The organism is Dryocola sp. LX212 (genome assembly GCA_041504365.1).
Classification (GTDB): domain Bacteria; phylum Pseudomonadota; class Gammaproteobacteria; order Enterobacterales; family Enterobacteriaceae; genus Dryocola.
On record CP167917.1, the window covers coordinates 2,204,152 to 2,219,240 of the forward strand.

At 53.1% G+C, this 15,089-nt stretch carries 12 protein-coding genes and 2 pseudogenes; 11 read left to right on the forward strand and 3 right to left on the reverse strand.

All coding sequences use genetic code 11. The features are described from left to right. Positions 1-95: 95 nt before the first annotated feature. A complete protein-coding gene (locus tag ACA108_10565; GenBank protein ID XEX97906.1) occupies positions 96-350 on the forward strand; it encodes a hypothetical protein in 255 nt (84 codons plus the stop codon). Positions 351-486: 136 nt separating this feature from the next. Here ACA108_10565 and ACA108_10570 read toward each other — a convergent pair. Beyond that, positions 487-750: pseudogene (locus ACA108_10570) on the reverse strand (PTS transporter subunit IIC). Continuing rightward, positions 747-972 (reverse strand): annotated as a pseudogene (locus tag ACA108_10575) (GntR family transcriptional regulator). The pseudogenes ACA108_10570 and ACA108_10575 overlap by 4 nt, the downstream one beginning before the upstream one ends. Positions 973-1,298: 326 nt before the next feature. Here ACA108_10575 and ACA108_10580 point away from each other — a divergent pair. From ACA108_10580 to ACA108_10600, 5 genes are read left to right on the forward strand one after another with little or no spacing between them, the layout of a single operon-like run. Beyond that, a complete protein-coding gene (locus tag ACA108_10580) occupies positions 1,299-2,228 on the forward strand; it encodes a TauD/TfdA dioxygenase family protein (GenBank protein XEX97907.1) in 930 nt (309 codons plus the stop codon). Between the two features lie 21 nt (positions 2,229-2,249). Beyond that, positions 2,250-3,584, forward strand: a complete 1,335-nt coding sequence (locus ACA108_10585) for an ABC transporter substrate-binding protein (GenBank protein XEX97908.1) — start codon at positions 2,250-2,252, stop codon at positions 3,582-3,584. A gap of 9 nt (positions 3,585-3,593) precedes the next feature. Further along, positions 3,594-4,499: a carbohydrate ABC transporter permease gene (locus tag ACA108_10590; protein XEX97909.1), complete on the forward strand. Its 906-nt coding sequence runs from the start codon at positions 3,594-3,596 to the stop codon at positions 4,497-4,499. Then, positions 4,477-5,340 (forward strand): carbohydrate ABC transporter permease, encoded by an 864-nt coding sequence (locus tag ACA108_10595; GenBank protein ID XEX97910.1) that lies wholly within the window; start codon positions 4,477-4,479, stop codon positions 5,338-5,340. Before ACA108_10590 ends, ACA108_10595 begins: the two co-directional genes overlap by 23 nt. 3 nt (positions 5,341-5,343) lie before the next feature. Further along, entirely contained in the window at positions 5,344-6,402 is a 1,059-nt protein-coding gene (locus tag ACA108_10600) for an ABC transporter ATP-binding protein (GenBank protein ID XEX97911.1), read from the forward strand. A gap of 38 nt (positions 6,403-6,440) precedes the next feature. Here the strand turns inward: ACA108_10600 and gap are convergent, their stop codons facing one another. Then, the gene (gap, locus tag ACA108_10605; GenBank protein XEX97912.1) at positions 6,441-7,442 is read right to left on the reverse strand and encodes a type I glyceraldehyde-3-phosphate dehydrogenase; all 1,002 of its coding nucleotides are present in this window, start codon (positions 7,440-7,442) and stop codon (positions 6,441-6,443) included. 191 nt (positions 7,443-7,633) lie between these two features. Here gap and cybB point away from each other — a divergent pair, with 191 nt between their 5' ends. The 5 genes from cybB to ACA108_10630 all read left to right on the forward strand — a co-directional run bounded on the left by cybB (position 7,634) and on the right by ACA108_10630 (position 14,986). After that, positions 7,634-8,164 carry a cytochrome b561 gene (cybB, locus tag ACA108_10610; protein XEX97913.1) on the forward strand — a complete coding sequence of 177 codons (531 nt, stop codon included), beginning with the start codon at positions 7,634-7,636 and terminating at the stop codon, positions 8,162-8,164. 609 nt (positions 8,165-8,773) lie between these two features. After that, a complete protein-coding gene (locus ACA108_10615) occupies positions 8,774-11,275 on the forward strand; it encodes a type VI secretion system Vgr family protein (protein XEX97914.1) in 2,502 nt (833 codons plus the stop codon). Next, entirely contained in the window at positions 11,272-12,102 is an 831-nt protein-coding gene (locus tag ACA108_10620; protein ID XEX97915.1) for a hypothetical protein, read from the forward strand. Before ACA108_10615 ends, ACA108_10620 begins: the two co-directional genes overlap by 4 nt. Before the next feature lie 143 nt (positions 12,103-12,245). Then, positions 12,246-13,061 (forward strand): hypothetical protein, encoded by an 816-nt coding sequence (locus ACA108_10625; GenBank protein ID XEX97916.1) that lies wholly within the window; start codon positions 12,246-12,248, stop codon positions 13,059-13,061. After that, entirely contained in the window at positions 13,058-14,986 is a 1,929-nt protein-coding gene (locus ACA108_10630) for a hypothetical protein (protein ID XEX97917.1), read from the forward strand. Before ACA108_10625 ends, ACA108_10630 begins: the two co-directional genes overlap by 4 nt. Positions 14,987-15,089: the final 103 nt, after the last annotated feature.

The following is a 15,089-nucleotide window of genomic DNA, read 5'->3' on the forward strand; positions in this document are numbered from 1 at the left end:
GTTCTTTACAGGCAGAGTTTACTCCATAAGGAGAAATTCTTAATGATGCAACTGTTGGGATTCCCTATTATAATCAAATAAATATATTTGGCGGAGTGGTTCTTTCTTATGATATTTATGGTAAGCAAGTCATTGCAGGAGATATTCATCCAGATAATTTAGGTCTCTACCTACAGTATTGTGATGATGATGAGTTCAATAATTGCATTCAGATTAGGGGGACGCCAACAAAAGCAGCTATCGTTAAAGTGCGAGTACATGGCGGCTTTGGTGGCGGAATGCTTTCAAAATCAGGAGAATTCGATAAAACATATACTATTACGATCAAAGATTCAGAAGAATCCTCTTAAGATCGTTTAGGTAGTGCGCCGTATCGAGCTTCCTCAGAAGATACGAGAAATCTTTCAGATAGCGGTTCTCTCGTATCGAAATGGTCAAAATTCGGCCTTAATGTACAATATTTTCCGTTTCCCAAACGGAGCCCTGGTAGACCAGCGTTCCGGCCAGCGCAAAGTGCCAGTAGTTCCACATGTCTACGCCCACCGTGCGCGTTTTATTCAGCGCCAGCATCGCGACCTTAATCAGCATGATTAAGCGGATCACTAAGGGGGCAATCGGAGAGCCCTAGGTAATGGTTGTCAGCGGCGGCCAGCCGAGGTCAACCACCGGCAGGCTGATGCCGGTGCGTTCAACCATTGCCTGCGCGGCCGGCCCGATGTTACTGGAGAGGGTATAGAAAATCGCGTAGACGAAGGTTCCTTTTCCCTGCACCTGTACCAGCAGACCCTCACGAACCAGCTGGTTGACTGCCTTTTTCACCGTCCCCCGGCTGACGTCCAGCATATCCATGATCTGGAATTCGGACGGAATGCGGTCGTCTTCGGCCAGATCGCCGCTATAGATATTTTCCCTGATCCACTCCACTACCTGCTGGTAGAGGGGAATCTGTGAACTCTTACTCAACGTTTTCATGATGCGCACCTGAACATTCAGAGTTGTCTATGGACAATCATGTACAACTTCGAGTTTATGATAGGGAATTCTTACGCGGAGGGGATGCGGGGGAGTCACAGTTTGGGGAACGCATTCGTGATCAATTTTCTGTGATATATATCACGCCATGGTATTGGGCATTTCAACAAGCAGTGGCGAATAAACGAAAGCGCAAGTTTTCGGTTAGCTAAATTTCTGCTTAGCTTTGCCAGGTGAAAAGTCTATTGATATAAATATCGATTCTTTTAAGTGTTAATTTTCTGTTTCTATACTGCGGATCCATTTCACAATAAGGGTCTGCCGCTATGACAACCGCTTCTGTTGATACTGATTTTCCCGATCTGACCATTCGCCGCGTGGCCGGTAATATTGGCGCTGAAATTCTGGATATTAAAATTTCGCCGGATATCGACGCGGCAATATTTGCCCAGATCGAAGCCGCGCTGGTGAAATATAAAGTTCTCTTTTTCCGTAATCAGACGCAGCTAACCGATGAAAGCCACCAGGCCTTTGGCGCGCGCTTCGGCAAAATTGTCGCGCATCCGACCGTTCCTGCACCAACCGGCACCAAACTTTTCGAGCTGGATGCTTCAAAAGGCGGCGGCAGGGCGGACTCCTGGCATACCGACGTTACGTTTGTGGAAGCCTTCCCGAAAATCTCCATTCTGCGCGGCTTAAAAATCCCCGAGTACGGCGGTGATACCGTCTGGGCGAATACCGCAAGCGCCTATGAAAAACTGCCTGAAGAGTTGAAGCGCTTTGCCGAGAGCCTGCGTGCCGTGCACAGCAACGATTATGACTACGGCGCAGAGCGCATTGTCGCCGAGCAGCAACGATTGGATCACCATCGCAAAGTGTTCGTTTCCGCAGTGTATGAAGCCGAGCATCCGGTTGTTCACGTTCATCCTGTTAGCGGCGAAAAAGCCCTGCTGCTAGGGCACTTCTTTAAGCGCCTGTCCGGCTTCAGCAGCCGCGAGTCCGCACGCCTGTTCGAGCTGCTGCAAAACCGCGTCATCCAGCTGGAAAATACCGTGCGCTGGCGCTGGCAGCAGGACGATGTGGTCATCTGGGATAACCGCGCCACCCAGCACTATGCGGTTAACGACTATGGCAATCAGCCGCGTCTGGTGCGTCGCGTGACCATTGAAGGCGATGCTGCCGTTGCCGTTGACGGCACGCGCAGCCGCACGGTTTCCCATCCAGCACAGCAGTCGCCGGTTAGCGCCGTAGCCTGACAGCCGATAATAAAAAGGATAATGATGATGCAACGTCGAGATTTATTGAAGGCGATGGCTGCCTTTGGGGTATACGCCATGGTGCCTGCGTTCGCCCGCGGGGCAAACGGCGCGAAAAAATACGAGGGCGTTACGCTGAATGTCTCGACGTTTAGCACCGCTTATCCAACCCTGCTGCGCCAGTGGCTGCCGGAGTTTGAAGCGCTGACCGGCGCAAAGGTCAACTTCGACACGCCGTCCTTCCCGGTGTACAACCAGCGGGCGGACCTGGAGTTGTCCACCAGGGGCTCGGCCTATGACGTGGTGAACGTCACCTTTATCTACACCAGCCGCTGGATTAACTCCGGCTGGCTGACGCCGCTCGACGAGTTTATCGCCAACCCGAACCTGACCAGCGCCGAATGGGACGTGCATGACTTCCTGCAGGGCGGGCTGGTGCCGGAAACGGGGCGCGACGGCAAGCTATATGGCATTCCGTGGGTGGTAGAGGGGATGCTGGCAGGCTCTTCGCGCTTTGATCTGGTAACTGAGGCGGGCTTTAAATTCCCCGACACCACTGACGATCTGCTTAAGGTTTTACAGGCGGTCAACAAGAAGCAGCGCGTAGCGGGCTACGTGACGGATAACCACTACGGCTGGACGTTTATTCCCTATCTGCAGGCCTTCGGCGGCAACGTATTCCGCAATCCGCCGGACGATTTGTTCCCAACGCTGGATACGCCGGAAGCCGTTGCCGCCGCGGATTATTTTGCCCGTCTGATCCGGGAGTTCGGCCCGAACGGCGGCCTGACCTATACCGCCGACCAGTCCACCCAGGCACTGAAACTTGGCCGGGTTAACTTCTCCGACTCGAGCCAGGCCTATCTGGCCCAGCTTGGCGATCCGGCGACCTCGCGCACCCTGAAAACGGTGAACTTCGGCCAGATGGTGCAGGGACCAGCGGGGCGCTTCCCGGGCATGGCGGTTCATGCGCTGGGCATTCCGGCAGGTTCGAAGAACAAAGAGGCCGCGTGGGCGTTTATCCAGTGGGCGCTTTCGAAGCAGAACACCCAGCGTGCGGTGGCGGCGGGCTATGGTTCGCCTACAAGGCGCAGCGATATCGATTCGCAGGCGTTCCGCAGCAGGCAGGTCATCAACGGCGTCGACCTGGCTCAACTCTCCCTGAGCGCGGTGGATCGCGCGGCCCAGGGCGGCTACATGAAATACCGTACGGTGGACGTATTCCCGCAGGTCGACCAGCAGCTCAACAAGGCCATCGCCCTGATTGTCTCCGGCCAGCTTTCTGCAAAACAGGCGATGCAGCAGGCGCAGACCGCGTCGATTGCCGATCTTAAACGCTCCGGCGCGAAGATCTGAGGAGCGACCATGCACGCGAAATCCAACTGGCAGCGCCAGCAAAAAATGGCGTATCTTGCGGGGCTGGTGCCGTCCATCGTCGTGCTGGCGATAATCACGCTGCTGCCCGCCGTGGCGCTGATTGTCACCAGCCTGACGCCGCTAAGCCTGACGAACCCGCAGGAAACGTTTACTTTCAGCGATCCGCTCATTAACTATCGCCAGCTGCTGGATAACCCAAGATTCCTGAACTCGGTGGTCACGCAGTTAAAGCTCTCGCTGGTTAGCGTGTTGTTTCAGGTGATCATCGGGCTCGGGCTGGCCTTATTGCTCAACGGCGCATCTAAATGGCTACATACCGCCCGGACGCTATTTCTGATCCCGATGGTACTGCCGCCGATTATCGTGGCGCTGATCTGGAAAATCATCTACACGCCGGACATCAGCCCGCTGCACCAGGTGCTGGACATGTGGGGGATCACGCTGCCGTCGCTGATCGCTAACCCGGCGACGGCGCTGTGGGCGATTGCCGTAGCGGATATCTGGCAGTGGTTTCCCTTTACCATGCTGATGGTGCTGGCGGCGTTACAGATGATCCCCAAAGATCCGCTGGAGGCGGCGAGCCTTGACGGTGCCAGCCCCGGCAATATCTTTCGTTATATCGTGCTGCCGTATATCAAGCCGGTACTGGTTGTTTGCGCGCTGTTCCGCCTTATCGACAGCTTCAAAGCCTTTCCGCTGATCTACGTGTTAACCGACGGCGGGCCGGGCTCGGTAAGCGAAGTCACTAACTACTACGGCTTTATTCAGGCCTTTAACTTCTCGTACTGGGGATACGGCAGCGCTATCGCCGTGGTGATCCTCGTCGGGGTCTTTGTGTTGAGCTATATCGTGGGTAAAGCGGGGTGGAGCGATGAGCGAAAAGCTGACGCTTGAAACTATTCATACCTTAACGGCACGCAGAGGCAGGCCGTTCCGGCTGCCGGGCGGGCGGGCCTTTGCAGCCTGGTTGATTCTGTTTGCAATGCTTGCGCCGTTCATGTGGATGGTGATCATGGCGTTTCGCCCGGCCATGGAGGCCTTTGATTTAACGCTGTGGTTCACGCCAACGCTGGACGCATTCCGCTCGCTGTGGCAGGGCAATTTCCTGCATTCGTTTGGCAACAGCCTGCTGGTCAGCACGCTCTCTACCGGCCTGTCGTTGATTATCGGCGTTCCGGCGGCGTGGGTATTAACGCGCTGGCAGTTTCCGGGGCGCAGGCACGTGGCGCTGTGGATCCTCGTGACCCGCATGGCTCCGCCGATTGCCTTCACCATTCCGTTTTATCTGGCCTGGCGCTGGCTCGGGTTGCAGGACACGGTGATCGGCCTTGCGATAGTGTATCTGACGTTTAACCTGGCGATCGTCATCTGGCTGATGCAGACCTTTTTTGCCGCCGTGCCGCCCGCGCTTGAGGAGGCGGCCTGGCTCGACGGCTGTTCCATCTGGCGGACCTTCTGGACGATAACGCTGCCGCTGGTGGCTCCGGGGCTGGCCGCAACCGCCATCCTCTGCTTTATCTTTTCGTGGAACGACTTCTTTTATGCCCTGATCCTGACGCGCACCCAGGCCGTCACGGCGCCAGTGGCGATCGTTAACTTTCTCCAGTACGAAGGGTGGGAGTGGAGCAAGATAGCGGCCAGCGGCACGCTGGTGATGCTGCCGGTGGTGGCGTTTACGCTGCTGGTGCGGCGCTATCTGGTCCACGGCCTGACCGCTGGCGGCCTGAAGGACTGATTTATGGCGACTATTACCTTAAGCAACATCCACAAGCGTTATGAAGATAACGTGATTATTAAAGGGCTGGATCTAACCATCCGCGAAGGAGAATTCGTGGCGCTGGTCGGGCCCTCCGGCTGCGGGAAATCGACCCTGCTGCGCATGATTGCCGGGCTGGAAAGCATCACCGACGGGGAAATAGCGCTCGATGGCGAAGTCATCAATGACCTCTCTCCGCAGGCGCGCAATATCGCGATGGTGTTCCAGAACTACGCGCTGTATCCGCATATGACGGTGGAGGACAACCTGGGCTTCTCGCTGAAAATGCAGAGCGTGAAGAAAGCTGAAATAGACGAGCGGGTAGCGAAAGTTGCCGCCACGCTCGGGCTGAGCAACCTGCTGAAACGCAAGCCGGGCCAGCTCTCCGGTGGGCAAAGGCAGCGCGTGGCGATGGGAAGGGCCATTCTGCGCAGCCCGCGCGTCTTTTTATTCGACGAGCCACTCTCCAACCTGGATGCAAAACTGCGCGTTGAGATGCGTACCGAAATCAAAGCGCTGCACCAGCGGCTGAACGCCACCATGGTCTACGTCACCCACGACCAGGTGGAGGCGATGACCATGGCGGACAGAATAGTGGTGCTTAAAGACGGGGTTATCGAGCAGGTTGGTACGCCTCTGGAGCTGTACGATCGCCCGCGCAATGCCTTTGTCGCCGGGTTTATCGGCTCGCCATCCATGAACCTGCTGAGCGGGACGGTCGACCGTGACTCGTTTATTACCGACGATGGCCTGCGCCTGCCGCTGAACAATGTCCCGGCGGCGAACCATGGCAAACGCGTGCTCTACGGCGTGCGCCCGGAGCACTTCACCCAGGTTAATCAGGGCGGGGTAGTCGCGGAGGTCAACGTGGTGGAGCCGACGGGAGCGGAAACGCAAATCGCCCTTAATATCGGTAAACAAAAGGCTATCGCCGTGTTTCGCGAAAGGGTACAGACGACGCCGGGCAGCGCCATGCAATTACAGCCGGACGTGTCACAGATGCATCTGTTTGATGAGCAGAGCGGATTGCGGATTAACTAAACGGAGAATGACGCTGATGGGCGTCATTCTCCGTTTTTCTACTCTTTTGCTACCGCATCCAGCACGCGAACCAGCTGCGTAACAAACCCATATTCATTGTCATACCAGGCAACGGTCTTCACCAGCTGCAGGTCACCGACCTCGGTAACTTCGGTTTGCGTGGCGTCGAATACCGAGCCGAAATGGGTGCCAACGATATCAGACGAGACGATCTCTTCATCCGTATAGCCGAACGATTCATTGCCTTCGGTGGCCTTTTTCAGCGCGGCGTTGATTTCATCGACCGTGACTTTTTTCTCTAAAATCGATACCAGTTCGGTGACCGAACCGGTCAGCGTCGGCACGCGCTGGGCATGGCCTTTAAGCTTGCCCTGAAGTTCCGGAATAACCAGCCCGATGGCCTTTGCTGCCCCGGTAGTGTGGGGAATGATGTTCTGCGCGGCGGCGCGCGAAGCGCGTAAATCCTTCCCACGCGGGCCATCAACCAGCGACTGCGTCCCGGTATAAGCGTGAATAGTGGTCATGGTGCCGAGCTTAATACCAAAGTTGTCGTGCAGGGCTTTCGCCATAGGGGCCAGACAGTTGGTGGTACAGGAGGCAACAGAGAGGATTTTATCTTCCGGCGTAATAGTGTTGCAGTTGACGTTAAAGACGATGGTTTTCATGTCGCCAGCCGGAGCGGAGATCAGTACTTTTTTAGCTCCCGCATCCAGGTGCGCGCTGGCCTTCTCTTCGGAAGTGTAGAACCCGGTGCATTCAATGACAATCTCCACGCCATCATTGCCCCAGGGGATATTCTTCGCGTCTTTCTCGGCGTAAACCTTAATTGTCTTGCCGTTGACCACCAGCGCGTCGTCGGTATGTTCCACGGTGCCGTCAAAGTTGCGGTAGCTGGAGTCGTGCTTCAGCAGGTAGGCCAGCACTTTCGGGGAGGTGAGGTCGTTAATAGCAACGATTTCCACGTCGCTTTTCGTTTCCAGAACACGGCGCAGCACCAGGCGTCCAATGCGGCCAAAGCCATTAATACCAATTTTTTTCATGACGGGATCCTCATTATTTACAGTTGGAAGTAGCAAAAACCGTAATCACCACTAGTGATAGCTCATAATGAGAGGGGCCGCAAACCGGGCCGACGGGCGTGATTTGCTGGCTAATTTCGTCAGATGTTAATGATTTTTTAAGATGTAGCCGCTATCGTGGTGCCATTAGCGATTTGGGTCAGGACTTTTAAATGCGCAGCAAATACACCTCGTTACAGATAACCCTCCACTGGCTGGTTTTTCTTTTAATCGTCACGGCCTACTGCGCCATGGAGCTGAAAGGCTTTTTCCCGCGCAGCTACCGTCCGGTGATTAACGCCACCCACGTAACCTGTGGGCTAAGCGTGCTGGTGCTAATGGTTTTGCGCCTGCTGGTCAGACTCAAATACCGCGCGCCGGCCATCACGCCAAAACCCCATCCTGCCATTATCGGCGTTTCCCATCTGGTGCACACCATCATCTATCTGATGTTTATCGTGCTGCCGGTTATGGGCTTCCTCACCGTCTACTACAAAGGCAGCGACTGGTCGGTTCTGGGTATTCCCATGCCGCACGCGCCGGAACTGGATGAAGATCGCCAGTTCACCATGAAGGAAATCCATGAGCTGATTGCCAATACGGGCTATTTCGTGATTGCTATCCATGCCTTCGCGGCGCTGTTCCATCATTACATCTGGAAGGACAACACGCTGGTGCGCATGCTGCCGGGTAAGCGGGAGTAATTTTTTAGGCCAAACCACGCAGGTTTTCCGTAAGGGGGAGGAAACAAGGTAGTTGCAGAACACGCCGACTACCGGGCGATAAGGCTTTACAGGGGTTACCCCACTCCGGGCAGAGAATGATCTCTCTGTTATGCTAAGTCAGATCGCCTGGAAATAATGTGAAGGGGGAAGTTCGTTCTTTTTTATATATATTAACCCGCCTGTAAATTCAGAAAAACGCGTGAAGATTATTAAGTTTGTTCGCAATCAATTTTATTTTATTCGAATGCGCGAGACATAATTACGGCTTAGCCTAATTATATTGGTAGATTGTAGCAGTGCTTAACTTTTGTTATTGCCTGCTGGAGTCATCACTTCCGTTTTATTTGCTTTACGCCGCAGCAAAGTTGACGTTAGAATCAACATGTATATTTTCCGTGGTGACACTGTACTCGTCAAAGAAATTAATTTATTCAGCGGATGAATATTTTTTGCCTGAATCATTTTAGAAAGAAATATCTCGCGAGCGAAATTATTAATTTACATCGTCTGACGAGCGGTTCCCAAATAAAAAAGTTGAGCCGTTCCTAAAGCTCCTGATATCTGTGAGTTCAGCAATGTGGAGGAATTATGAGTGCAAATCCTGTTGTAAGATTCAGCCACAGCCACCACCTGCTGGCGGTAAAAGGGTGCGGCTCGGATCTGGACGTGCTGGCGTTTGAAGGCGATGAGGCCATGAGCGCGCCGTTCAGCTACCGGATTGAATTCACCAGCGCTGACCATGCCATCAGTAAAGAAATGATGCTGATGAAAGCAGCCTCCCTGACGCTGCAGGCCCCGGTGGACCAGGGCTACGGCATCAAAATGCAGCAGGCCGTGCGTACCCTTCAGGGGGTGGTGAGCGGCTTTGAACGCCTCAGCACCTCAAAGGATGAAACCCACTACGCCCTGACGCTGCAGCCGCGCCTGGCGCTGCTTGACCGTTCGCACCAGAACGCCATTTATCAGGATATGTCGGTCCCGCAGATTGTGGAAAAAATCCTGCGCGAGCGCCACAGCATGCGCGGTCAGGATTTTCTGTTCTCGCTCTCAAAAGAGTACCCGCGCCGTGAGCAGGTGATGCAGTACGGCGAGGATGACCTGCACTTTATTACCCGCCTGCTGGGTGAGGTCGGCATCTGGTTCCGCTTTACCACCGACACGCGCCTGAACATCGACGTGGTGGAGTTTTACGACGGTCAGCAGGGGTATGAAAAAGGCCTGACGCTGCCATCGGTGCCGCCGTCGGGCCAGCATTCGGACGGTGTGGACTCGGTGTGGGGGATGGAGAGCCATCATAACGTGGTGCAGAAGCAGGTCAGCACCCGGGATTACAACTACCGGCAGGCCACCGAAGATATGAATACGCAGGTGGATGTGACGCGCGGAGACGCCACCACCTGTGGGGAGGCCTATCACTACGGCGATAATTATCTGACACCGGGAAGTGCGTATGACCGCCATCCGGCCCCGGAGTCCGGGGCGTTTTACGCCCGCATTCGCCATGAGCGCTACCTGAACGGCCAGACGCAGACCCGTGCCATCACCAGCTGCCCGACGCTCTTTCCGGGGCAGGTGCTGAAAGTCACCGGCGGGTACGAAGTGGCCGACGTATTTGCCCGTGGTGTGGTCATTACGGCGATGCACAGCCATGCGCGGCGGGATGAGGACTTTGGCGTTCACTTCGACGGTATCCCGAACAACCCTGATTTTAGTTTCCGCCCGCAGCCTGGCTCACGCCCGGTGATGGCCGGCACCTTACCGGCCCGCGTGACCAGTACCACCGAGAACGACACCTACGGCCACATCGATAAAGACGGTCGCTATCGCGTCAGCATGCTGTTTGACCGTGATAACTGGGAAACCGGGTTCGAGAGCCTGTGGGTGCGTCAGTCCCGCCCGTATGCAGGGGATACCTACGGCCTGCACCTGCCGCTGCTGGCGGGCACCGAAGTGGCGATTGGCTTTGAGGACGGTAACCCGGACAGGCCGTACATCGCAGGCGTGCTGCACGACTCGGCGCACGGCGACCACGTCACCATCCGCAACTACAAGCGTAACGTCCTGCGGACGCCTGCGAACAACAAAATCCGCCTCGATGACAGCCGCGGCCAGGAGCATATCAAGGTCTCCACGGAGTACGGCGGCAAGAGTCAGCTGAACCTGGGCCATCTCGTCGACAGTGAAAAACAGAAGCGCGGTGAGGGCTTTGAGCTCAGAACCGACGGCTGGGGCGCGATACGGGCACAGAAGGGGCTGTTCATCAGCGCTGATGGCCAGACGAAAGCGCAGGGCCAGGTGCTGGAGATGCAGCCAGCGCTCGCACGGCTTTCAGCAGCATTAGTGGAAATGGAAACGCTTGCCGCCAGCGCACTGCAGGCCCAGGCGCTGGCTGCAGATGTGAGTCGCCAGCAAAAACGCCTGAAGGAAAAAATAGAACGGCTGCATGAAGAGGTGATCCTGGCGAGCGCACCGAAAGGCATGGCGCTGGTGAGCGGTGAAGATATGCAGCTGTCAGCCAGCGAAAATCTGACGCTGACGGCGGGCAGGCAGCTGGATATTGGTGTCCGGAAGGACTTCACCCTTGCGGCAGGAAAGCAGCTCAGCCTGTACAGTCGTGAAGGGGCAAAACTGTTCAGCTCGCACAGCGACATTGATATTCAGGCGCAGGGCGGAAATATCACCACCTGGTCGACGCAGGACACGCATATTTCGAGTGGCAGGAAGCTGGTCGTCACGGCCCAGGATGAGCTGACGCTGGTCTGCGGCGGGGGATATATCAAAATCAAAGGCGGGAACGTTGAGATTGGCGGGCCGGGCAAACTGCTGATTAAGAATACGGGTATTAAAAAGGCCGGCTCCGGCAGTATGCAGGGGGTGATGAAATCGTTTGAGCCGGAGAGCTTTGATGAGAAATTTAAACTGACCCATAGCCTGACACAAGAACCATTAGCTAACCAGCGATACCGTATTAGGTTACCTGGTGGAAAAGTGGTTGAAGGCGTTACGTCTGAAACTGGAGAAACGTCGCTAACCCAATCGCAGGCGACTGATGACATGGAAATCACCTGGCTGGAGAGAGTAATTAAATGAAGGATAAAACGTTAATCATTATAGCTGGCTTCTGTGTGTTATTTATTGTTGGATTGATAGTATTATCCAATTTACCCACCGTGGGTGGGAGTTTTGGCTACGGAATGCCCCGTCCAGCCAGGGCTGATAATGACGACAGGGTCGTGGTGACAGATGCACCGCCGCAGGTGGTATTCAGGATTGACGATCACCGCTTTCTGACGCTGGAGAACTATATTGCCTGTGATAAAAGCGGGCAGATTTATTACCACGATACGAAGATGGGGATTAAAACCAGAGTCGATACGGTTAACCGGGATCATCGTAAAGATGACGGAACGTTAATAAAAAACTATCTGGTAGGCGATGAGCAGATCCAGTTAAAAAATGTCGAAAATGGCATTATGGCCTATAGCGGTATATTGCTGTACGACGCGACTAATGGGGCGCTGGCGTTTCCCTATGTCAATAATACCTGGAGCGGTTGCGATAATAATCGGGGCTGTGACTTAGGAGCAATGGTTTCAACGGATGGGGGAAGATCATTTTATGATCGCATTTATGAAAGATCTTCTAATAACCCCAGTGTCCGGACAGTATTTACAGTCGGTAATGATGCTTTTTACAGAGGTAATGATTACGGCTATGGGGTGAAGAGAATACCTTTTGCTTATGGTGAGATTACTGGAAAGGGGAGCCTTACCAGAGACGTCACAGAAAACAGAGACGTAAAATTTGATAAGGAAACCCTGAAAAACAGAAAATACGATATTCGCTTTCATTGTGATAACACGATTAAGCCAACAAAAGTTCAGTTTGTGAAATTTAAACGGACGGTGGAAGAATGAGCAAAAATAATACGGAGCCAACCCGGGTACTGGAAACCTGCGCTGATGACTGAAGGCGTTACGTCTGAAACTGGAGAAACATCGCTAACTCAGTCGCAGGCGACTGATGACATGGAAATCACCTGGCTGGAGAGAGTCATTAAATGAAGGATAAAACGTTAATCATCATAGCTGGCTTCTGTGTGTTATTTATTGTTGGATTGATAATATTATCCAATTTACCCACCGTGGGCGCGAGTTTTGGCTACGGAATGCCCCGTCCAGCCAGGGCTGATAATGACGACAGGGTCGTGGTGACAGATGCACCGCCGCAGGTCGTGTTCCGCATTGACGATCACCGCTTTCTGACGCTGGAGAACTATATTGCCTGTGATAAAAGCGGGCAGATTTATTACCACGATACGAAGATGGGGATTAAAACGAGAGTCGATACTGTTAATCGTGACTACCATAAGGATGACGGAATAGTTGTAAAAAACTATCTGGTAGGCGATGAGCAGATCCAGTTAAAGAATGTCGAAAATGGCATTATGGCCTATAGCGGTATATTGCTGTACGACGCGACTAATGGCGTGCTGGCTTTCCCCTATGTTAATAATACATGGAGCGGATGCGATAATAATCGGGGGTGCTATCAGGGAGCGATGGTTTCAACAGATCAAGGCAGAACATTCTATGGCCGTATTTATGAAAAGTCTTTTAATGGGCCAAGTATTAGTACTGTGATTACTGTTAGTAATGAAGCTTTCTACAGAGGTAATGATTACGGTTATGGAGTAAAGAAAATACCTTTTGTTTATGGAAAAAAACTTACGGATAATGTCACTGAAAACAACGAGGTTAAATTTGATAAGGAAACCCTGAAAAACAGAAAATACGATATTCGCTTTCATTGTGATAACACGATTAAGCCAGCGGAAATTCGATTTGTTAAATTCAAACGGACGATGGAAGAATGAGTAAAAATAATACGGAACCAACCCGGGTACTGGAAACCTGCGCTGATGATAATGGTCGCCCTTTTTGGAAAAGTTTTGCTTCTCCTAAATCTGTGAAAGTGCGTGGTGAGTGTCAGCTTCCGCCCCATTTACCTGGGATTGTTATTTTTGTTCACGGTGTTAACTCTACCGGAGAGTGGTATGAAATTGCGGAAAAAAACCTTTGTGCAGGATTTAACGATCGGCTTGGGCTTACCGATACCCGCTATAAGTTAAGCAAAAATATTTATAGCTGCGATGGCGACGCTGCTGATAAGGGATTCAGGCGATTAGTGCAGGAAGGTCGTTCTCCGGTGATCCGGTTTTACTGGGGTTATCGTTCTGCCGAAGGGGAGGAGGGGAAATATAAAATCCCGCTGGTCAATATTCGTAATGAAGATTATCACCAGCTTATCGCGGAGGGCATGCCTGAAGAAGAGGTTCGGAAAAAAGGCCCCTTTTTCTGGGGCGGGGGGCCGTTTCAGAACGGTACCACCCAACTGGTGTCACTGTGGAGTAAAGCGGGGTTTAAAGCGAACGTTCTGGGCGTGGTTCCCGTTCAGCAGTTTGCCCCCGATCTGGATCGTCTGTTAACTGACGCCCCGCCCAGAGAATACTACGCCCATGCGGCAAAGCGCCTGGCGGATTTAGTGGATTTAATTCGTGAACAATACCCTCACGATACGGTAAGTATTATCTCCCACAGCCAGGGGACGATGATTGCCATGGCGGCGACAGCGCTGGCTAAAAAAGCACCTGATGCGCTGTTTATTCTTAACTCGCCGTATGCCATGGAAGCCAAAATGACAGACAGCCTGGCCCTGCCTGCTGATGAAGTCTCTTCGGGCACTGCCCGTAGCCAGACGTTATCGGCAATTGTGGATAAAATTGCCGCACGGGCCGGGGTCTTAAAACCCGACGATTATAATGCACTGTGCGTCGGAAAAACGGACGATAAAAAACGCTGGGCGCCGGATGTAACCTTGCCCTCAGCAAGTGTTGAAGCAAGAATCCCGGAGCGCGATAACCATGGGCGGTTTTATATTTACTGCAACCCGCATGACAGGGTGATGGGCGCCAGCCCACTCCTGAGCCTTGGCTGGCAGGGGCTGAAAAACAACCCGGATGGCAGTCCCCACCCTTTGCTTGAACAGCATAAAGGGCACCTTTACCAGCGTATTCTGGCACGCTGGCTCCCCTGCGGCGATACCCCGGAGCCCAGAACCTCCTTTACCCCAACCGATGGTAAGCCATTCTGGGATGATGATGGCGACTGGTTAACCTATAACAATCCGGGCTACTGGACACTGAATGTTAATGGTGAAAAGGTTCCTAAACCAATTAAGGTAGTTGAGTTAACACAATTAGGATTTGATCAGACACGTGGTGGTAAAAAAGAAATTCCGGGTGAAAAATATGGTTATGGATGGGGACAGCTTGATAAAGATGCGCATGAAAAAAATAATTTAGATATTCCCAATGACGATACCTATCAGAACTATATCAATCTGTACCCATTTGAACAGGTTCTGACGGGGTATGAGCAGGTTGGTTATACCCGTCTTCCCCGCTATCGTCGTGAAACGGTGGAAGAACGCCATATCCGCGTGGGGAAATATATCTCCCAACCTACGGATCACAGCACCTTGCCTAAAAGCGAAATGTTTATGCGTCGGGTTGTCGCCTATGATATTCCGATCGGGTTTTGTGATGCCAGTCGAAATAAAGCCTTCATGGCAAAGTTAAGGGCTTTTGCTGACTGGACGCAGGGTTATGACAGTTATATGGAGAAAGGGATATTGAATGTGCCTCCAAAACCTGAAATCTTAAATGATGAGTCTACCTCTGATGTGACCGAGAGAAAGAATCGTAGCATGGGACGGCCTGTAGCCAAAAACCACTGGTAAAGGGAATTAAGATACCGTACCAGGTTACCTGGTGGAAAAGTGGTTGAAGGTATTACCTCTGAAGCTGGAGAAACCTCTTTAACCCAATCGCAGGCGACTGATG

Bases quoted from the DNA above. Each gene is read 5' to 3' on its own strand.
- ACA108_10615 (XEX97914.1), top strand. From the start codon at position 8,774: ATGAGTGCAAATCCTGTTGTAAGATTCAGCCACAGCCACCACCTGCTG.
- ACA108_10585 (XEX97908.1), top strand. From the start codon at position 2,250: ATGATGATGCAACGTCGAGATTTATTGAAGGCGATGGCTGCCTTTGGG.
- ACA108_10590 (XEX97909.1), top strand. From the start codon at position 3,594: ATGCACGCGAAATCCAACTGGCAGCGCCAGCAAAAAATGGCGTATCTT.
- cybB (XEX97913.1), top strand. From the start codon at position 7,634: ATGCGCAGCAAATACACCTCGTTACAGATAACCCTCCACTGGCTGGTT.
- gap (XEX97912.1), bottom strand. From the start codon at position 7,442: ATGAAAAAAATTGGTATTAATGGCTTTGGCCGCATTGGACGCCTGGTG.
- ACA108_10580 (XEX97907.1), top strand. From the start codon at position 1,299: ATGACAACCGCTTCTGTTGATACTGATTTTCCCGATCTGACCATTCGC.
- ACA108_10600 (XEX97911.1), top strand. From the start codon at position 5,344: ATGGCGACTATTACCTTAAGCAACATCCACAAGCGTTATGAAGATAAC.
- ACA108_10620 (XEX97915.1), top strand. From the start codon at position 11,272: ATGAAGGATAAAACGTTAATCATTATAGCTGGCTTCTGTGTGTTATTT.
- ACA108_10595 (XEX97910.1), top strand. From the start codon at position 4,477: ATGAGCGAAAAGCTGACGCTTGAAACTATTCATACCTTAACGGCACGC.
- ACA108_10630 (XEX97917.1), top strand. From the start codon at position 13,058: ATGAGTAAAAATAATACGGAACCAACCCGGGTACTGGAAACCTGCGCT.
- ACA108_10625 (XEX97916.1), top strand. From the start codon at position 12,246: ATGAAGGATAAAACGTTAATCATCATAGCTGGCTTCTGTGTGTTATTT.